Source organism: Pseudoalteromonas sp. SD03, assembly GCF_040937955.1.
Lineage (GTDB): Bacteria > Pseudomonadota > Gammaproteobacteria > Enterobacterales > Alteromonadaceae > Pseudoalteromonas > Pseudoalteromonas tetraodonis.
The window spans coordinates 2,816,231-2,832,069 of sequence record NZ_CP162514.1 but is presented as its reverse complement, the minus strand read 5'-3'; the positions used below and the strand labels follow the sequence as shown (position 1 = coordinate 2,832,069).

The following is a 15,839-nucleotide window of genomic DNA, read 5'->3' as shown; positions in this document are numbered from 1 at the left end:
AATAAAATAATATGACTAAGTGCCATGCTAGAATAGCGGGCTTATTGCGGGTATTATGCAAAGAAGCAATATTTAGCATTATTTATTCCACATTAGGGGAAATTAATGGCAGCAGTAATATTTTTTGGAACTAAAAATGACCAGTAATAATCAAGCTACAAATAAGCGTAAAAAAAATAATCCGCTTATCGAAATAGTCTTTAATATCATCATCCCTTCAGTCATTTTAATGAAGTTTTCTGGCCCTGAATATTTAGGCAGTGTGACTGGTTTAATTGTCGCGCTTATATTCCCTATTAGTTACGGTATTTATGATTTTATAAAAGCGGGCTCATTAAACTTCATCTCGCTTTTAGGCTTTTTAAGTACTTTGCTTACCGGTGGTATTGCCTTGTTTGAGCTAAACGTTGAGTGGTTAGCTATTAAAGAAGCAGCTATTCCGGCAATCATTGGTTTTACCGTGCTGATGTCGGGCTTTTTTGGTAAACCCCTGCTAGCCAAACTTTTATTAAACTCACTTTTATTTAAGCTAGATACTATTTATGATGCCTTAGATGCACGGGGCAATACACAAAGCTTTAAACAAAAAATCACCAATGCTAATTACCTCTTAGCGCTGACCTTTGTGTTTTCATCTACGATGAATTACATCCTTGCTAAATGGATTGTTACCAGCCCTGCAGGTTCCGTTGAATTTAACGAACAGCTTGGTGAAATGACGCTATTGAGTTATCCGGTAATTGCTATTCCGTCTATGCTCATGCTCATTGGTATTTTTGTTTATGTAATTAAAGTACTAACTAAATTAACCGGTATGAAGTTTGAAGACATGGTTAATGCTGAATAGGGTTATACATAATCTATAATAAAAAGCCGTTGTTTAATAACGGCTTTTTTGTTGATGTTTACTTATAAGTATTTATTTGTAATCTGAGTACTTCGTTCTGTGATAAGGAATAAGTTTATAATTTGGTTGTAAAAAGGTCACTAAATCAGTGAGTTCAGAAACGGTCATGGTGTCGTTAAATACCGTCATTTTAGATGCTCCATCGGGGGTTCTAGCATCAGCTCTGTAAGGCCTTGAAAAGCGGTGAGAAGGGTTAATAACCGATGTAACTAACTCAGCATAAGTGACTATTTTGGTTTTATTACCGCCTAGTCTGATAGAAATATCGTCATGTTTTTTTATACTGTCATCTTCTACGCCTGCAAGTGTATGGCATGCCAAACACTCATACTTTATAAAAACGGCTTTACCTTTTTCAGCATTTCCCTCTGGTAAGCTAAATCCTCTTGGAGAATCAACGCCTCTATCGCAACCTGCAAGTGCAATTAAGCATAAAATTATTAATGTATATTTCATGGTAGCTCCTTTGTCTTTCATTAGGTTTACTTATGGCTAATTAGCTAAAACTAAAAGCGACCGCATTAGCGACTAAACTATGTATTTACTGCGCTGTATGATATTTGCATCTGGCTATTGTTTGTATTTTTAAGGCTTAGTAAGTAGCAAGAAAAGGTAATAAGGCTACGCTTATTATTAAGTGTTGATTTATTAAAATGCTTGAACACTCTATTGTTTTTATAAAGAGTCATTCACAATAAATGACTCATCTAGGGTCTGTTGACCTTTTGAAGCAGTCTGTTTGGTATTTAGGCAAGACAGAGCCTATGTGGTGTGGTTATTCCCCATAAATAGGCGATAACGTAGCATCAATGCCAAACAGGCGCTGCCCGAAGGGTTCTGCCTAGGGACGATTTACTCTTTGTTACTCGGTTTTTACTTAGCCCACTAGGTTACAAACCTCGCGCCGCGATTAAACCGCCCCTAGTTTGAACAAATTTTAATCCACAAAGGTCAACAGACCCTAGTGTAGTTGAGGAAAAATAATAACCCTAATTATTACCTGCATTTATCTCTTCGGAGTTTTGCGATTGAAACATCGTAACCTCGTCGACATGCTGACTGACGCTGTTTTTTTGTAAGGCAATGTATAAGTCTGAATGAATATAAATACCGTCTTTACCTGAGGCGATACCAGCGGTTTTAAACCAAGAAAGTAGCTGGCGTTTTCTTCCCGCTAGCTCTAATCGAATACCTCGTTTTTTAAATATCACATCTAGGTCTGCGAGCATGGCCATAACGCTTAAATCAAGATGAGTGAAGCAGGGCACAGCATCAATAATGACACATTGCGTGTCGTCTTTTTGTCTTGCATATTGCTCTAACAAGCGGCGTTTAAAATAACTGGCATTAAAATAGGTTAAAGGAGAATTAAAACGATATATAAAAACCCCTTGTACTGCTTTGGCTTTATCTGTTTCGTCTAAGCTTCTTACTACGCCTTTTATATCCACACCTAAAATGGTGTCTGATGGGCGCATAACAGTTCGAATAAATTGAAATAACCCTAGTAATACAGCAAGGGTAATTCCTGGTATAACACCAATAAACAGCACAGCAAAAAGTGTGGCTGAGGCTAAGTAAAATGCCTGCTTATCTTTAAATTTTAATTGCCAGACTGCCTTTAAATCAAGCAGGTGAACAGAGGCAATTATTAATACAATCCCGAGTGCAGCACTGGGAATAAACTCAAGCGGCGCCGTTAAAAAAAGAGCGATAACGCCAATAATAGCGGCAGCTATAATCGAAACTAATTGGGTTTTTCCGCCAGAGTCGTCGTTTACGGCTGTGCGTGAGTCGGCACCACTAACGGCAAAGCCTTGTGATAATGCTGACGCTAAATTAGCGATGCCCAAGGCTCTAAATTCTTTATCGGCATCGATGTCGTAGCCATTCTTTGCTGCAAAGCTTCGCGCCGTTAGCATCATGCTGACAAAGCTAACTATGGCTAAGTTGAGTGCCGGTACAACAAGTTCTCGAATAATACCCACGTCAAATACTGGGGTGTTAAACACAGGCAAACCACCGGTTACTGTGCCTATGGTTTTTATTTCAAACTGCTCTAAATTAAACAACCAAACGAATACCGCACCTAGTGCAATGGCAAACATAGAGGCTGGCCATGTAGGTTTTAAGCGCTTTAACACAAAGTAAACGCCGAGGGTAAATAAAGCCATTAATAAGGTGGGAATATGAGTTTGCGATAAATACGTAGGAACGCCACCTAAACGCTCAAGCAAGTAGCGCTCATCAAAGGTAAAGCCAAATACTTTAGAAAACTGACCAACAATAATGGTAATAGCCACACCGTTTAATAACCCCATTAAAATTGGTTTAGATAAAAAGTCGGCTAATACACCTAGCTTAAAGCGGCTGGCAATAAAGCACCAAAAACCGGTCATTGCGGTCATGGTGATCACTAATTGCCAATGTTTAAAGCTATCGCCTGCAGCAAGTGGAGTAACAACTGCTGCAATAACCGCACATGTTGCGGCATCAGGGCCAATAATAAGCTGTTTAGAGGTACCAAAAAGTGCATAAAGCATCATAGGTAATACGCAAGAATACAGGCCAACTGCAGCATTAACGCCTGTAAGTTGCGCATAAGCTATAGCAACAGGTAAAGCAACGGCTGCAACCGATAATGCCGCCCTCACATCATCAGCAAACCATTGACGTTGATAATTAAATAAGGTGTGTAAACCTGGCATAAAGCTATATAGACGCGACAACACTTCAAATTCCCTGCTAATAATTAGGAGTCGATAGTAAGTTCTCTTTAATAATAAGTATAGTAACTAAACGTGTTATATGCGCTAAATAGGGGGATTTCTAGTGTATTAATAAGAGGAATATAGTTTAAAAACAAAAAAGCCCAGCAAGTTACTGGGCTTTGTAAGTAAAATGACTGCTTTAAAAATTAGCTATTCAATTGACCAGTAGATGATTCTATGTGGGCGCGAACAAACCACTGATATTGCTCAAGCTCTGCAAGTTGCGCAATGATCATATCTTCAGATACCGGATCAAGCTCAGCAAGTGATTCTATGGCTTTACGGTGATCACCGTTAACGCCGTTATATACTTTGTCTAATGCGGCTAAGTGTTCAGTTACTAAGCCTTTACCTATGGCGTAATCTTCCCATGTACGACGCTCAACAATCGATTTTGGTGTGCCAACTGGGACGCCGCCTAAAGTGGCAATACGTTCTGCTATGGTGTCGGTCATTTCACGGACGGTTTCTACTTGTGGGTCTAGCATTTCATGTACGCCAATAAAGTTTGGACCTACTACATTCCAATGAATATGTTTTAAAGTTAGCTGTAAATCAATTAGCGCTACCATGCGATTTTCTAGTACAGATATTGCTTTATTTGCTGATTCGTTTTCTACACCGGGAGCGGTAAATTCAGCGACTTTATTTGCATTATTACTGTTACTCATGATTCCTCCTACTATTTCAAAAATAGTGCTCGCTTTACTCTAGTGAGTATTTAAATTGCGATAACGAACACCTCTTGTATTTATAGAAGCAATCGTCATGCCGATAGTGACATAGTTTTAACTAACTGAAAAATAGCAGTTTAATTTTTATTTATAGTACTTGATAAAGCAGTAAGATTAAGTGCATATGAAAAATATGCACTTTTTTGTAAATTCTGCAAAACAGCAGTACTTTAAAGTGTTAGCGAATAGCGTGCCCTTTATAGTGGTTATAATGAAGGTATTATCATTGTTGATTAATGTCCTGTTACATATACTCAACTTAAAGATTCATTAAAGGAGAAGTGTATGTTGAGATTTTTTTCCATCGAGCAAGGAGTGATCAAAGAGTTAGCGCCTTTACCTGATACCCCTGTTGAAGTATCCATAAAGAATGCACATTGGATTGATACTATTAATCCAACACCGCAGGAGCAAAATGCGCTTGCAAAAACGCTCAATATAACTTTTCCAGATTCGGTAGATGTAGAAGAGATTGAAACGTCGTCTAGGTGCTTTATCGATAATGAAGGTTTACATGTGCATGCATTGTTTATGTCACCTAATGAAGGGCGATTTAATACTGTAACGGTAGCTTGTTTGTTGCAAAACAATTGCTTACTTACTATTCGTGATGAGGAATTGGCTGATTTTAGACTACTGCGCTTAAGAGCGCGCAAAGGTCAGGTGGCATGCGATACAGCAAAACAATTATTAATCACTTTATTTGATCAAAAAGTTGAAAACCACGCGGATATGCTCGAAGACATGCATCATCAATTAGAGAAGCTCAGTGCTTATGTACTTGAAGAAGATAACTCAGACTTAGAAGAGGCGGTTGGTCGCATAGCTCGCTTAGAAGATGCTAATGGTAAGGTGCGTTTATGTTTAATGGATACGCGACGCAATATTTCGTTTTTAATACGCCGTATAGGCGCGCAAAATGACGAGCGCGAATCTCTTAGAGAAATTGTACTCGACATAGAAACTTTAATGTCGCACTGTACCTTTTTGTTCGACAAGGTGAACTTTTTGATGGATTCAACACAAGGCTTTATTAATATTGAACAAAATCAAATTATTAAAACCTTTTCTATTGCCTCAGTGGTTTTCTTACCGCCTACAGTAGTGGCTAGTGTTTATGGTATGAATTTTAATATAATGCCTGAGCTACAATGGGAATGGGGTTATCCATTTGCAATTGGCATTATGTTGCTGTCGGGCTTTGCCCCTTATTTATTTTTTAAACATAAAGGGTGGTTATAATACTTTAATATTGCAAGCTGAGCGCTCAAATCATTACCCGGTATATTGATGTGCTTTTAATACTTCAAGGGGAATAATATCTAGCGCTTTTTGGTTTGTTGCTTCAAGTACAACAGGAGGAGCAACATTTGCAGCAATGGCATGATACCAACGAATCGCACATAAGCACCATTTATCGCCAGCTTTTAAGCCTGCAAAATCATATAAAGGATTAGGGCTAATTAAATCGTTACCTTGCGCCTTAGAAAATTGCAAAAATTCGTCGGTCATAATGGCGCACACACTGTGATTACCAAAGTCTGAATCTGGCACATAGCAAAACCCTTCGCGAGTATAGCCGCCATTGCCACAACATAGTTGTAGGCGAGTTCCCAGTACATTTAATTGATTAGCCATATAACAAATTACCTTTTAGTGATAACTGCTGAAAAGAGCTGCTTACCATAACAGGCTGTTAGTGACTTAGCTATATGCGAAGAGGCTTCTGGGTAGGTATTTGTTTATAAAATAGCTGCGCTTTGAGTAAATTCAAAACGCAGGTTTTTTATTGTGCTATTAAGTTAAGATAATAGCGCCGCAGCTAAGCGCACAAAATCAGAAGAGGTTAAAATACCTACCAGCTGACCTTGCTCACTAACCACAGGCATACAGCCATGGCGATTCTCTACAAAAAACTTAACCACATCTGATAATGGCTGGGCTGGAGTAACACTAATAAAGTCACTCACCATAATATCTTCTACTTTTGTGAGTTTTTCTTTGCGTTGTAATGCATTTGCGCCAAAAGTAGCCATGATCCCCATTACTTTGGCAACCATAATTTTTTGCGTAAGCATGCCAACAAATGCGCCATCTTCGTCGATAACGGGAATGTGACGAACATTTTTTTCTTTCATTAAATTATGTGCGTCGTGCAAAGTACTTTTTATATTCACTGAGAATGGGTTAGGTGTCATTAAGTCTGCAACGTTTTGACTCATGTTTATTCCTTTATAAAGCGTGTGGTATATCACATTATATTAGCGCGCTTTTTAAGCTTTGCACCTTATTGAGATCAAGGTTTTTGCAGATTTAATTCACAGGAGGGAAACAGGCATCACTTAATAAAACACCCTAAAGCGTTTTATTAAGTGATAAAAAATGACTATGGGTGAATGTTATTCGTAACCACGTTCTTTTTTAGTTTTAATAACCGCAATGTAACCGTGCCAACTAGCGTAACTAAGTAGTGGCATAATAATAATGAATCCAGCGGCACCCGCAGCAAAGCCCAGTGCCACAAGTACAAATATACAAATAGACCACACCAGCATGGCTGCAAAGTTTTCTTTAACTGCATGTATTGAAGAAACCACGGCAGTCATTATATCAACGCGTCTTTCCATCATAATTTGCGGGGTAAATGCCGAAATTGAAAACACACTAACCAGTAAAATACCGCCAATAATACTGCCTATGGTTAAAAACGCCGAAAGCTCTTCAAATGTTGGGTTTGCATGGCTTGGGTACAATGCATGAACAATTGCAGCTAAGCGCATCCAAATAACCATAATTACCATAAGTAACACGGCAAAACCCCACTCACCTACAGGGTTACGAAACATCGATTTTAATGAATGGCTTAAAGTAGGTTTATGGCCTTTTTCAAGCTCCCAAGCCACATCGTACAAACCAACCGCAAACACAGGACCTATTAAGGCAAATGCAACCGTGGCTGGCAGTATGGCAAGGTGGCTGTCGGTAAGTACAACAGAGTAAACAATCGCTACGGGAATAAGTGTGAAGATTAAACCGTAAATTAAGCTCAGCATGGGCGCGCGCGCCATATCCTTAAACGCTAACGAAAGCCAATGAAAAGCGGCAAATGTATTTACTTTGTTGCACTCTAAACAACGTGCGAATTTGGTGTCTTTTTCTATTGTGTTTGTAGTTGGCATAAAGATGCTCCTTTTTTAGTCACCTTTTAGTTTTAGAACATAGATGTTTTATTTACAACTCATAAACAACTTATACGCAAGATTTAGTTGCATTGTTCATTTGTTAATCATTTTTATTGCGTGTTAGCGATTAGGTATATTTTTGAGCACGTACTTAAAAAAGTGGGTTCGTATTTCTTTTACACAGTGGTAATCTAAACGCTGTAGCTAATTTTAAGAGACCGTAATGAAGGAAAATAAACAACAATATCAAGGAGCTTTACTGAGCAGTAAACGGTTTTTACCTCTGTTTGTGACACAGTTTTTCTCCGCTTTAAATGACAATGTTTACAAGCAATCAATCCTCCTTATTTTAATTTTTCAGGCTGCTACGGTGGCCGATGGTGCTTTTTATTCTAACGTGGCTGCGGGATTATTTATTTTGCCATTCTTTTTATTTTCGGGCATGGCTGGTCAAATTGCAGAAAAGTTGGAAAAATCAAAGTTGATCAGCATCGTAAAGTTTTGCGAAATTCCAATAATGCTGGTGGGCGTGGTATCTATTTTAACCGAGCAGGTTTGGTTAATGTTAGGTACTGTGTTTTTAATGGGTTTACAAAGCACTTTTTTTGGGCCATTAAAATACTCAATTTTACCGCAGCATGTGGCTCCTCATGAATTAACCAAAGCTAATGGGTTAGTTGAATCTGGCACTTTTGTGGCTATTTTATTGGGCACCGTATTTGGCACTTATTATATAACTCAAGCTGCAGGCCCTGTTTATATCAGTATCGCGATAGTGAGCTTGGCGGTTATTGGTTATTTGAGTAGTCGTTTTATACCAAAAAGTGCTGCGAATGATGCTAATTTAAAGGTATCGCTTAACCCTATTTCCTCGACCAAAAGTGTATTTAATGCGCTTAACGCACAAACCGAGTCGGTGGGTAAATCAGTATTGGGGATCAGTTGGTTTTGGCTTATTGGTGCAGTGATATTAACCGCGCTCCCTAACTATGTAAAACATGTAATGGGAGGCGATGAGCTGGTGGTTACCTCAGCTTTAGTGGTGTTTTCGTTGAGTATTGCATTGGGGTCTTTACTTTGTGAGAAGCTATCGCGCTCACGTATTGAGTTAGGCATTGTGCCTTTTGGGGCGCTTTTAATTAGCTTGTTTTTATATTTATTAAGCCAAGAGCCAAGCATTGAGTTTTATCGCCAAACTAATGAATCGCTGCTTACGCTTGAACAAGTGATTAATACCGGCGATATGCTCTGGCACTTTATTTGGATGGCTGGTATTGGTATAGCTGCGGGTTTTTATACGGTGCCACTGTATGCACTTATTCAGCAGCGTACTCACCCAGATAGCCGTTCACGAGTGATTGCTGCCAATAATGTACTAAACGCCTTATTTATGGTGGGCAGCGCTGTTTTAAGTATTGTTACCCTAACGCTTTTACACTGGGAGATTTCACAATTACTGTTGTTATTAGCAGGGCTTAATTTACTGATATCGCTGTACATATATAGCAAAGTGCCTGAGTTTTTCTTACGTTTTATTATTTATATTTTAGCGATTTGCATGTATCGAGTACGCACTAAGGGAACGCTTAATATGCCCGATGATGGGGCTGCCGTAGTGGTGAGTAACCATGTTAGCTTTGTTGATTGGATGTTTATTTTAGCCGCGTCACCTAGGCCAATTCGGTTTGTCGTGTTTGCCCCTATTTATTATTCACCAGCACTTAATTGGTTGTTTAAAATGGCCAAAGCCATTCCAATTGATAGTGAAAAAGCAAATCCTAAGGCGTTTAATAAAGCCTTTGACGATATCGCTCAGGCACTAGAGCGTGGAGAGCTGGTGGGAATTTTTCCTGAAGGCAAGCTCAGTGGAGATGGCGAGGTTGATGTATTTCGCCGTGGCATTGAAAAAATAATTCAGCGCACACCGGTGCCTGTTATTCCTGTCCATTTAGATGGACTATGGGGCAGTATGTTTAGTCGAAAAACAAAGTGGCGATTGCCTAGACCAAAGTGGTCGTTGGTCACTGTCACCATTGGTGAAATGGTGGCTGCACAGAAGGTTAATGCCGATGATTTGCGCGAGCGAGTGGTTGCTTTAAAGTAGCTTAATAAAAAAGCGCTGCAATTAATTGCAGCGCTATGGTTGTATTACTTAATAGTTATTAACGGTCTAAGTTCATTACTTTAGTCCATGCCGCAACAAAGTCTTCTACAAACTTTTGCTTTGATGTATCAAAGGCATATACTTCGGCAACTGCACGCAGCTCTGAATTTGAACCAAAGATCAGATCAACTGAAGTGGCGGTGTACTTTTGCTCACCTGATTGACGATCAAAGCCTTGATAAATACCCGCATCTGACGACTTTTTCCAAACCGTCGACATATCTAATAAATTAACAAAGAAGTCGTTATTTAGAGTGCCTGGCTTGTCAGTAAATACGCCGTAATCAGTGCCTTTGTAGTTTGCATCAAGTGAACGTAAGCCACCGATTAATACAGTCATTTCTGGCACGGTTAGGTCAAGCTGATCGGCTTTATCTATTAGCATTTCAGTTGGCGACTTATAGCTTTTTTCTGCATCAAAGTAGTTTCTAAAGCCATCGGCAGGCAGCTCTAATAAACTAAATGCATTAACGTCAGTTTGCGCTTGCGTAGCATCGCCACGGCCAGCATTAAACGGTACATCTACTGTGTAACCTGCATCTTTGGCTGCTTTTTCAATCGCTACATTACCACCAAGCACAATTAAATCAGCAAGCGATACATGGCTTTTGCTAAATAAGCTGTCGTTAAAGTCAGCTTGAATCGCTTTTAATACGTTAAGTACTTTTGCGGTTTCGGCCGGATTATTTACCGCCCAATCCTTTTGTGGAGCAAGCGCAATGCGTGCACCGTTGGCACCGCCTCGCATATCAGAGTCACGGTAACTGGCAGCAGAAGCCCAGGCTACACGTACTAACTCAGGTACACTTAAGTTTGAGTCTAAAATAGCGGCTTTAAGCTTTTTCACAGCACCAGCATCAATGTTTGATTTAGTCTCTGCTGAAATTGGGTCTTGCCAAATTAAGTCTTCTTTAGGAACTTCTTTCCCTAAAAAGTTACGTGGTGGTCCCATATCTCTGTGAGTTAATTTGTACCATGCTTTAGCAAAGGCCAGTTGATACTCTTTAGGGTCATTTAAAAAGCGCTCAGCAATTTTGCGATACTCTGGGTCAAATTTTAATGCTAAGTCGGCCGTAGTCATTACCGGTGCGTTAAACTTACCTTTAATATGAGCGTCAGGTACAGCGTTGTGTAACGATTCATCCGTTGGGATCCACTGAATGGCACCTGCAGGGCTGCGAGTTTGTTTCCACTCAAAGTTAAGTAGGTTGCTTAAGTACAGTGATGACCAGCGGGTAGGTGCTTGTGTCCATGCGCCTTCTAAACCACTAGATACGGTATCTTCAGAGTGGCCTTTACCACATTTGTTTTTCCAGCCTAAACCTTGCTCTTCAATACCGGCTGCAGCAGGCTCTGCACCTACACAGTCTTTAGGTTTGTGCGCACCATGCATTTTACCAAAGGTGTGACCACCGGCGATAAGTGCCAGTGTTTCTTCATCGTTCATCGCCATGCGAGAAAACGCAACTCGAATGTTCTTAGCTGACCCAATTGGATCAGGAACCCCTTTAGGGCCTTCAGGATTTACGTAAATTAAACCCATGTGCGTTGCACCTAATGGGCGTTCTAATTTGCCGCTGGCATCTTCACGGTCGCTGGCAAGCATTTCTACTTCTGGACCCCAGTAAACCATGTCTGGTTCCCAGTCGTCAGTTCGCCCGCCGGCAAAACCATAGGTTTCAAATCCCATGTTTTCTAGAGCAACGTTACCTGCTAATACGATTAAGTCTGACCATGAAAGTGCTTCTCCGTATTTTTGTTTAATTGGCCAAAGTAAACGGCGTGCTTTATCTAGGCTTACGTTGTCTGGCCAGCTGTTAAGCGGTTCAAAACGTTGTTGACCACCGCCTGCGCCACCACGGCCATCAAGCGTACGGTAGGTGCCTGCGCTGTGCCATGTCATACGAATAAAAAATGGGCCATAGTTACCAAAATCCGCTGGCCACCAGTCTTGAGATTGCGTAAGTAGGGCGTCAATATCACTTTTTACTGTGTCTAAATCTAGGCTGTTAAATGCCTCTGCATAATTAAAGTCTGCACCATAAGGGTTAGAACGTAGATCATGATCACGAAGAGGAGATAGGTTTAGTTGATCTGGCCACCAAAATTGGTTTGTTCTGGTTGCGCCCATTTTAGCCTCACCCATGCCAACAGCACCTTGTGGCTTAGACATTTGTGGTTTTTCTTGGCTAAAAGCAGAGCCAGACATAAGTGCCATACTTATAAATCCAACAAGTGCTTTTTTAGTAAATGATCGGTTTTTCATTGTCAGCTTCCTTAAAGTTAACGAATTTCGTTATATACAAAGCGTATTACTATTATTAAAAATAGAATCTAATAATTTAAAAATTAGTGAGCTTTTACTCCATTCAAGTTGTTGTTTACAAAGCTTGAATGACTAAGCAGTGCGAATAGTATAGTAGAGGGGCTAAAAACCGTGTGCGAAATAAACCGATTGATACAATCTATAAAAATGATTTATTAAAGTTAAATGATTAAATAAACAAATCACTAAAGAGCTTTGAAAGTGGCAGACATAAAAAAGCCCAGCGTAGGCTGGGCTATTAGATTAAAATCTGTGTTATTGATTTTTCATTAATTTACTGGTGATCACACCTGAGGTCATAGAGCCCGATACGTTGAGTGCTGTGCGTGCCATATCTATTAAGGGTTCAATAGAAATAAGTAAAGCCACAACCTCTATAGGTAATCCCATGGTAGGCAATACAACCAACGCTGCGAAGGTAGCACCACCACCAACACCTGCAATACCAAACGAGCTAATAACCACAATACCAATTAGCGGTAAAATAAACTCAAATGTAAGTGGGTCTATCCCCACACTTGGCGCAACCATCATTGCGAGCATCGCAGGATAAATACCAGCACAGCCGTTTTGACCAATAGTGGCACCAAAAGAAGCCGATAAGTTTGCAATTGCCGGAGGTACTTTTAACTGGTTAATTTGCACATCGACATTCATAGGAATGGAGGCCGCTGAGCTACGTGAGCTAAATGCAAAGGTCAGTACTGGCCAGATTTTTTCAAAATAATGCTTTGGATTTACACCCACAAAGCTAAGCAATAAGCCATGCACAACAAACATCAATAAAATAGCTACATACGAGGCAAGAATAAAGGCAAGTAAATTTAAAATATCGTTACTGCTAGAGTTTGCCACGACGCTTGCCATTAGGCCCGCAACACCATAAGGCGTTAGTGCAATCACCATGCGAACTAAGCTCATTACCGTAGCTTGTAGGGCGTTTACACCGTTACGAATTGGGCTGGCAAGTTCTGTTTTTTCCAGCATTACTTTACGTGCAGCTATACCAACAAGGACACCAAATATAACCGTGGCAATAATAGAGGTTGAACGTTGATTACTTAAATCAGCAAAGGGGTTTTCAGGAATAAAGCTCAGTAGCATTTGCGGCACGCTTAAGTCGGCTACATTCGCAGCTTTGCTTTGTAGGGTGTCCATTCTAGCGGCTTCTCGAGTACCCGAAACAAGCCCTTCAATACTGAGGTCAAATCCATAGGTGACAGCAATACCCACCAAAGCGGCAATTGCTGTGGTAAAGAGTAAAACAGAAATACTAATAAATGATATTTTACCTAAAGAGCCTTGGTTTTCGAGCTTTACCACTGCGGCAATCATAAAAATTAATACCAATGGCATGATGATCATTTTTAATAAACCGACATAGCCTTTACCCACCACGCTTACCCAGCTGAGTATTTCTTTAATCGTCTCTGGAGAGTGGGCAAATAAAAACTGTAGGGCTAAGCCAAAGGTGCTACCAAGCACTAAGCCAAATAAAACGGTACGAGATAAAGAGCTGCTTTTTTGCGAAAAAAGATAAATCGCGAACAGCAAACCGACAAATAATGCCAACATTAATAATACAGCAAGCGACATAGTACCCTCTTTTATAGCTGTGAATTAGCGCGGCACTTTAACGCTTTGTAAGACGTTAACAAAATACGCTTTCGCTATGGTATAGAATTAAAATGAATATAGTAATAATATTAAAGTATAACGAATGAGCACATTGTTGAAAAAATTAACCCATATGATTGCATTTTCTTTAATTTATGGCGTTTACTAGATGAAAGTAAGATCTTAACTACAGTTAAAATCGTAACCTTAGTACGCGGTAATAAGTTAATTTGTTCACTTTAGTTTTTATTTAAAAGAGGGAGTAGAGGTATGTTAAAGGCAATAATGGCACTGGTGATGGTTTTAGTGGTTAGTGGGTGTTCAACCCAATACCCAAACCAAGCACTACTTGGTAAGCAATTTCCTACTGTGACGGGAGAAAGCTTAGAGCAAAAGTCATTCACCATTCCTGAGGACTTTAACAACCCCAATACGTTGCTGTTAATTGGTTATAAACAAGATAGCCAGTTTGATATTGATCGTTGGCTTATTGGTTTAGATATGAGCGCAGTGAATGTGACCGCTTATGAGTTGCCCACTATTCAGGGGATGGTTCCTCGCATGTTTAGTACCTTAATCGATAGCGGTATGCGCAAAGGGATCCCAAAAGAGTTGTGGGGTGGGGTGATCACAATTTACAAAGATGGCGATAAGGTTCAGGCATTTACTGGTAACGAAAACCCGAATAACAGCCGCGTAATACTGCTTGATGAGAGTGGCAAAATTATTTACTTTTACGACCGTGGCTTTTCGGTCTCCGCGTTAAATAATTTAAAAGCAGTGATTGAAAAGCAATAGTTTGCAGATAAAATTAGTTGCCTTTGGGCACGCTATGACTAAACGTTAGCGTGCCACGTTATAAAAGCATTATTCACTTACGTTATTTCTGCCTTTCTTTTTAGCTCTATAAAGCGCTAAATCAGCATTTTTTAAAGCCTCGTCAAAGCTTTGTTTTGCTGTTCTTTGTGCTACGCCAATAGAAACAGTCACGTTCACCGTTTTATTGTCGCTTGGCTGTTTACCTTTGCGAGATTTTTTATCTGTGCGTTTTGGGTTTCTGATCACCATGTCGTAAGTTGCAATATTTTGACGCAGTGTTTCGAGTTCAGGAATTGACTGCTCAGCTGTTTTTCTTGGAAATACAACTGTAAATTCCTCTCCGCCATAACGGTAAATCTTGCCACCCCCTTTAACGCCACTCATTTTTGCTGCCACTAGCTTAAGTACTTGGTCGCCAATATCATGGCCATAGGTGTCGTTGAATTTTTTAAAGTGGTCAATATCGAGCATAGCAACAGTGTATTTTCGCCCTAATGATAGAGCAAGCTGATTAAGTGCGCGGCGCGTTGGTAAGCTCGTTAAATCGTCTCTGTAAGCTAAATAATAAGAGTCGGTACTCACCGCTAATAAATACAAAGAAGCCATAAGCACAGCAATGACAGACCAAGGAAAATCAATAATATGTTGTTGGTTAAGGCACCACACAATAAAAGTAATGAGTAACGCCGTTTGCGTCAGGTTATGTGTTCTTACGCTTTGCCAAATGAGTAAGCTGCCAATGAGTGACAGTGGTAAAGCTATGGGTAAATAAGGAAGCAGTTGAGTATAAACAGAAGGTTGTAATGATAGCCCTTTTAAATGCAGACTCAGTGCCAGCCACGCAAACGCTGCGCCGCCACATAGAATAATTAATAGGGTTCGGGTCGCAGTGTGTATTGATAAAAGTGCGCGATCTTTAATCACGGCTAACAACATTAATAAACTTGCAGCGCATAGTAAAACCCAATCAGATTGCGCTTTAAGCCAACTTGACCAAGGCAAAGCATACTCAAGTGAACATAAATAAAGTAACCAAAACGCGCACAAAATAGCAACTCGACTTCGATTAAACTGAGTGGCAAATATAGCGGTAATAATCAGTAATGGATAAACAAGATTATTAATAAGAGAGAGCTTACTTTGCCATTGGGTTTGAAATTGAGTTAATAACAAAAATAATCCACACACGGCTAAAAGACTCAAAGAAGTTGATTTAACTCCTGCTAATTTTAACAACCCATGCTCCAAAGACCGATGCCTAAAAAAATAAAAGCTTATTGTATTGATATATAAAAAACATTACTACTTTAATGCTTGTT

13 protein-coding genes are annotated in these 15,839 nt (G+C 39.8%); 4 read left to right on the top strand and 9 right to left on the bottom strand.

What is annotated here, in order from left to right; genetic code table 11:
• Positions 1 to 136: 136 nt before the first annotated feature.
• A complete protein-coding gene (locus ABZP26_RS13225; protein ID WP_028835687.1) occupies positions 137 to 847 on the top strand; it encodes a VC0807 family protein in 711 nt (236 codons plus the stop codon).
• 72 nt (positions 848 to 919) lie between these two features.
• Here the strand turns inward: ABZP26_RS13225 and ABZP26_RS13220 are convergent, their stop codons facing one another.
• From ABZP26_RS13220 to dps, 3 genes are all read right to left on the bottom strand, one after another.
• Complete coding sequence (locus ABZP26_RS13220; RefSeq protein ID WP_064664007.1) at positions 920 to 1,363, bottom strand: c-type cytochrome; 444 nt, start codon at positions 1,361 to 1,363, stop codon at positions 920 to 922.
• A gap of 533 nt (positions 1,364 to 1,896) precedes the next feature.
• Entirely contained in the window at positions 1,897 to 3,639 is a 1,743-nt protein-coding gene (locus ABZP26_RS13215; RefSeq protein ID WP_024601437.1) for a SulP family inorganic anion transporter, read from the bottom strand.
• 185 nt (positions 3,640 to 3,824) lie between these two features.
• Positions 3,825 to 4,349 carry a DNA starvation/stationary phase protection protein Dps gene (gene dps / locus ABZP26_RS13210; RefSeq protein ID WP_016900503.1) on the bottom strand — a complete coding sequence of 175 codons (525 nt, stop codon included), beginning with the start codon at positions 4,347 to 4,349 and terminating at the stop codon, positions 3,825 to 3,827.
• A 348-nt stretch (positions 4,350 to 4,697) separates the two neighbouring features.
• Here dps and corA point away from each other — a divergent pair, with 348 nt between their 5' ends.
• Complete coding sequence (corA, locus tag ABZP26_RS13205) at positions 4,698 to 5,654, top strand: magnesium/cobalt transporter CorA (protein ID WP_016900502.1); 957 nt, start codon at positions 4,698 to 4,700, stop codon at positions 5,652 to 5,654.
• A 33-nt stretch (positions 5,655 to 5,687) separates the two neighbouring features.
• Here the strand turns inward: corA and ABZP26_RS13200 are convergent, their stop codons facing one another.
• The 3 genes from ABZP26_RS13200 to ABZP26_RS13190 form a co-directional block, all read right to left on the bottom strand.
• The gene (locus ABZP26_RS13200; RefSeq protein ID WP_016900500.1) at positions 5,688 to 6,050 is read right to left on the bottom strand and encodes a DUF2237 family protein; all 363 of its coding nucleotides are present in this window, start codon (positions 6,048 to 6,050) and stop codon (positions 5,688 to 5,690) included.
• Between the two features lie 164 nt (positions 6,051 to 6,214).
• Entirely contained in the window at positions 6,215 to 6,634 is a 420-nt protein-coding gene (locus ABZP26_RS13195) for an HPP family protein (protein WP_016900499.1), read from the bottom strand.
• A gap of 177 nt (positions 6,635 to 6,811) precedes the next feature.
• Entirely contained in the window at positions 6,812 to 7,591 is a 780-nt protein-coding gene (locus tag ABZP26_RS13190) for a DUF2189 domain-containing protein (protein WP_016900498.1), read from the bottom strand.
• 226 nt (positions 7,592 to 7,817) lie between these two features.
• Here ABZP26_RS13190 and ABZP26_RS13185 point away from each other — a divergent pair, with 226 nt between their 5' ends.
• Complete coding sequence (locus tag ABZP26_RS13185; RefSeq protein WP_024601434.1) at positions 7,818 to 9,698, top strand: MFS transporter; 1,881 nt, start codon at positions 7,818 to 7,820, stop codon at positions 9,696 to 9,698.
• A gap of 58 nt (positions 9,699 to 9,756) precedes the next feature.
• On the opposite strand, the gene katG is transcribed toward ABZP26_RS13185, so the two are convergent.
• Positions 9,757 to 12,024 carry a catalase/peroxidase HPI gene (gene katG, locus ABZP26_RS13180; protein WP_024601433.1) on the bottom strand — a complete coding sequence of 756 codons (2,268 nt, stop codon included), beginning with the start codon at positions 12,022 to 12,024 and terminating at the stop codon, positions 9,757 to 9,759.
• 315 nt (positions 12,025 to 12,339) lie between these two features.
• Positions 12,340 to 13,680 carry an L-cystine transporter gene (locus ABZP26_RS13175; protein WP_290172836.1) on the bottom strand — a complete coding sequence of 447 codons (1,341 nt, stop codon included), beginning with the start codon at positions 13,678 to 13,680 and terminating at the stop codon, positions 12,340 to 12,342.
• Between the two features lie 291 nt (positions 13,681 to 13,971).
• Between ABZP26_RS13175 and ABZP26_RS13170 the strand changes: the two genes are divergently transcribed.
• On the top strand, positions 13,972 to 14,499 hold the full coding sequence (locus ABZP26_RS13170; RefSeq protein ID WP_008111407.1) for a hypothetical protein: 528 nt from the start codon (positions 13,972 to 13,974) through the stop codon (positions 14,497 to 14,499).
• Positions 14,500 to 14,568: 69 nt separating this feature from the next.
• Here the strand turns inward: ABZP26_RS13170 and ABZP26_RS13165 are convergent, their stop codons facing one another.
• Positions 14,569 to 15,756 carry a diguanylate cyclase gene (locus tag ABZP26_RS13165; protein WP_368485054.1) on the bottom strand — a complete coding sequence of 396 codons (1,188 nt, stop codon included), beginning with the start codon at positions 15,754 to 15,756 and terminating at the stop codon, positions 14,569 to 14,571.
• Positions 15,757 to 15,839 lie beyond the last annotated feature (83 nt).

Bases quoted from the DNA above. Each gene is read 5' to 3' on its own strand.
- ABZP26_RS13185 (WP_024601434.1), top strand. From the start codon at position 7,818: ATGAAGGAAAATAAACAACAATATCAAGGAGCTTTACTGAGCAGTAAA.
- ABZP26_RS13190 (WP_016900498.1), bottom strand. From the start codon at position 7,591: ATGCCAACTACAAACACAATAGAAAAAGACACCAAATTCGCACGTTGT.
- ABZP26_RS13225 (WP_028835687.1), top strand. From the start codon at position 137: ATGACCAGTAATAATCAAGCTACAAATAAGCGTAAAAAAAATAATCCG.
- corA (WP_016900502.1), top strand. From the start codon at position 4,698: ATGTTGAGATTTTTTTCCATCGAGCAAGGAGTGATCAAAGAGTTAGCG.
- ABZP26_RS13200 (WP_016900500.1), bottom strand. From the start codon at position 6,050: ATGGCTAATCAATTAAATGTACTGGGAACTCGCCTACAACTATGTTGT.
- dps (WP_016900503.1), bottom strand. From the start codon at position 4,349: ATGAGTAACAGTAATAATGCAAATAAAGTCGCTGAATTTACCGCTCCC.
- ABZP26_RS13170 (WP_008111407.1), top strand. From the start codon at position 13,972: ATGTTAAAGGCAATAATGGCACTGGTGATGGTTTTAGTGGTTAGTGGG.
- ABZP26_RS13175 (WP_290172836.1), bottom strand. From the start codon at position 13,680: ATGTCGCTTGCTGTATTATTAATGTTGGCATTATTTGTCGGTTTGCTG.
- ABZP26_RS13220 (WP_064664007.1), bottom strand. From the start codon at position 1,363: ATGAAATATACATTAATAATTTTATGCTTAATTGCACTTGCAGGTTGC.
- ABZP26_RS13195 (WP_016900499.1), bottom strand. From the start codon at position 6,634: ATGAGTCAAAACGTTGCAGACTTAATGACACCTAACCCATTCTCAGTG.
- katG (WP_024601433.1), bottom strand. From the start codon at position 12,024: ATGAAAAACCGATCATTTACTAAAAAAGCACTTGTTGGATTTATAAGT.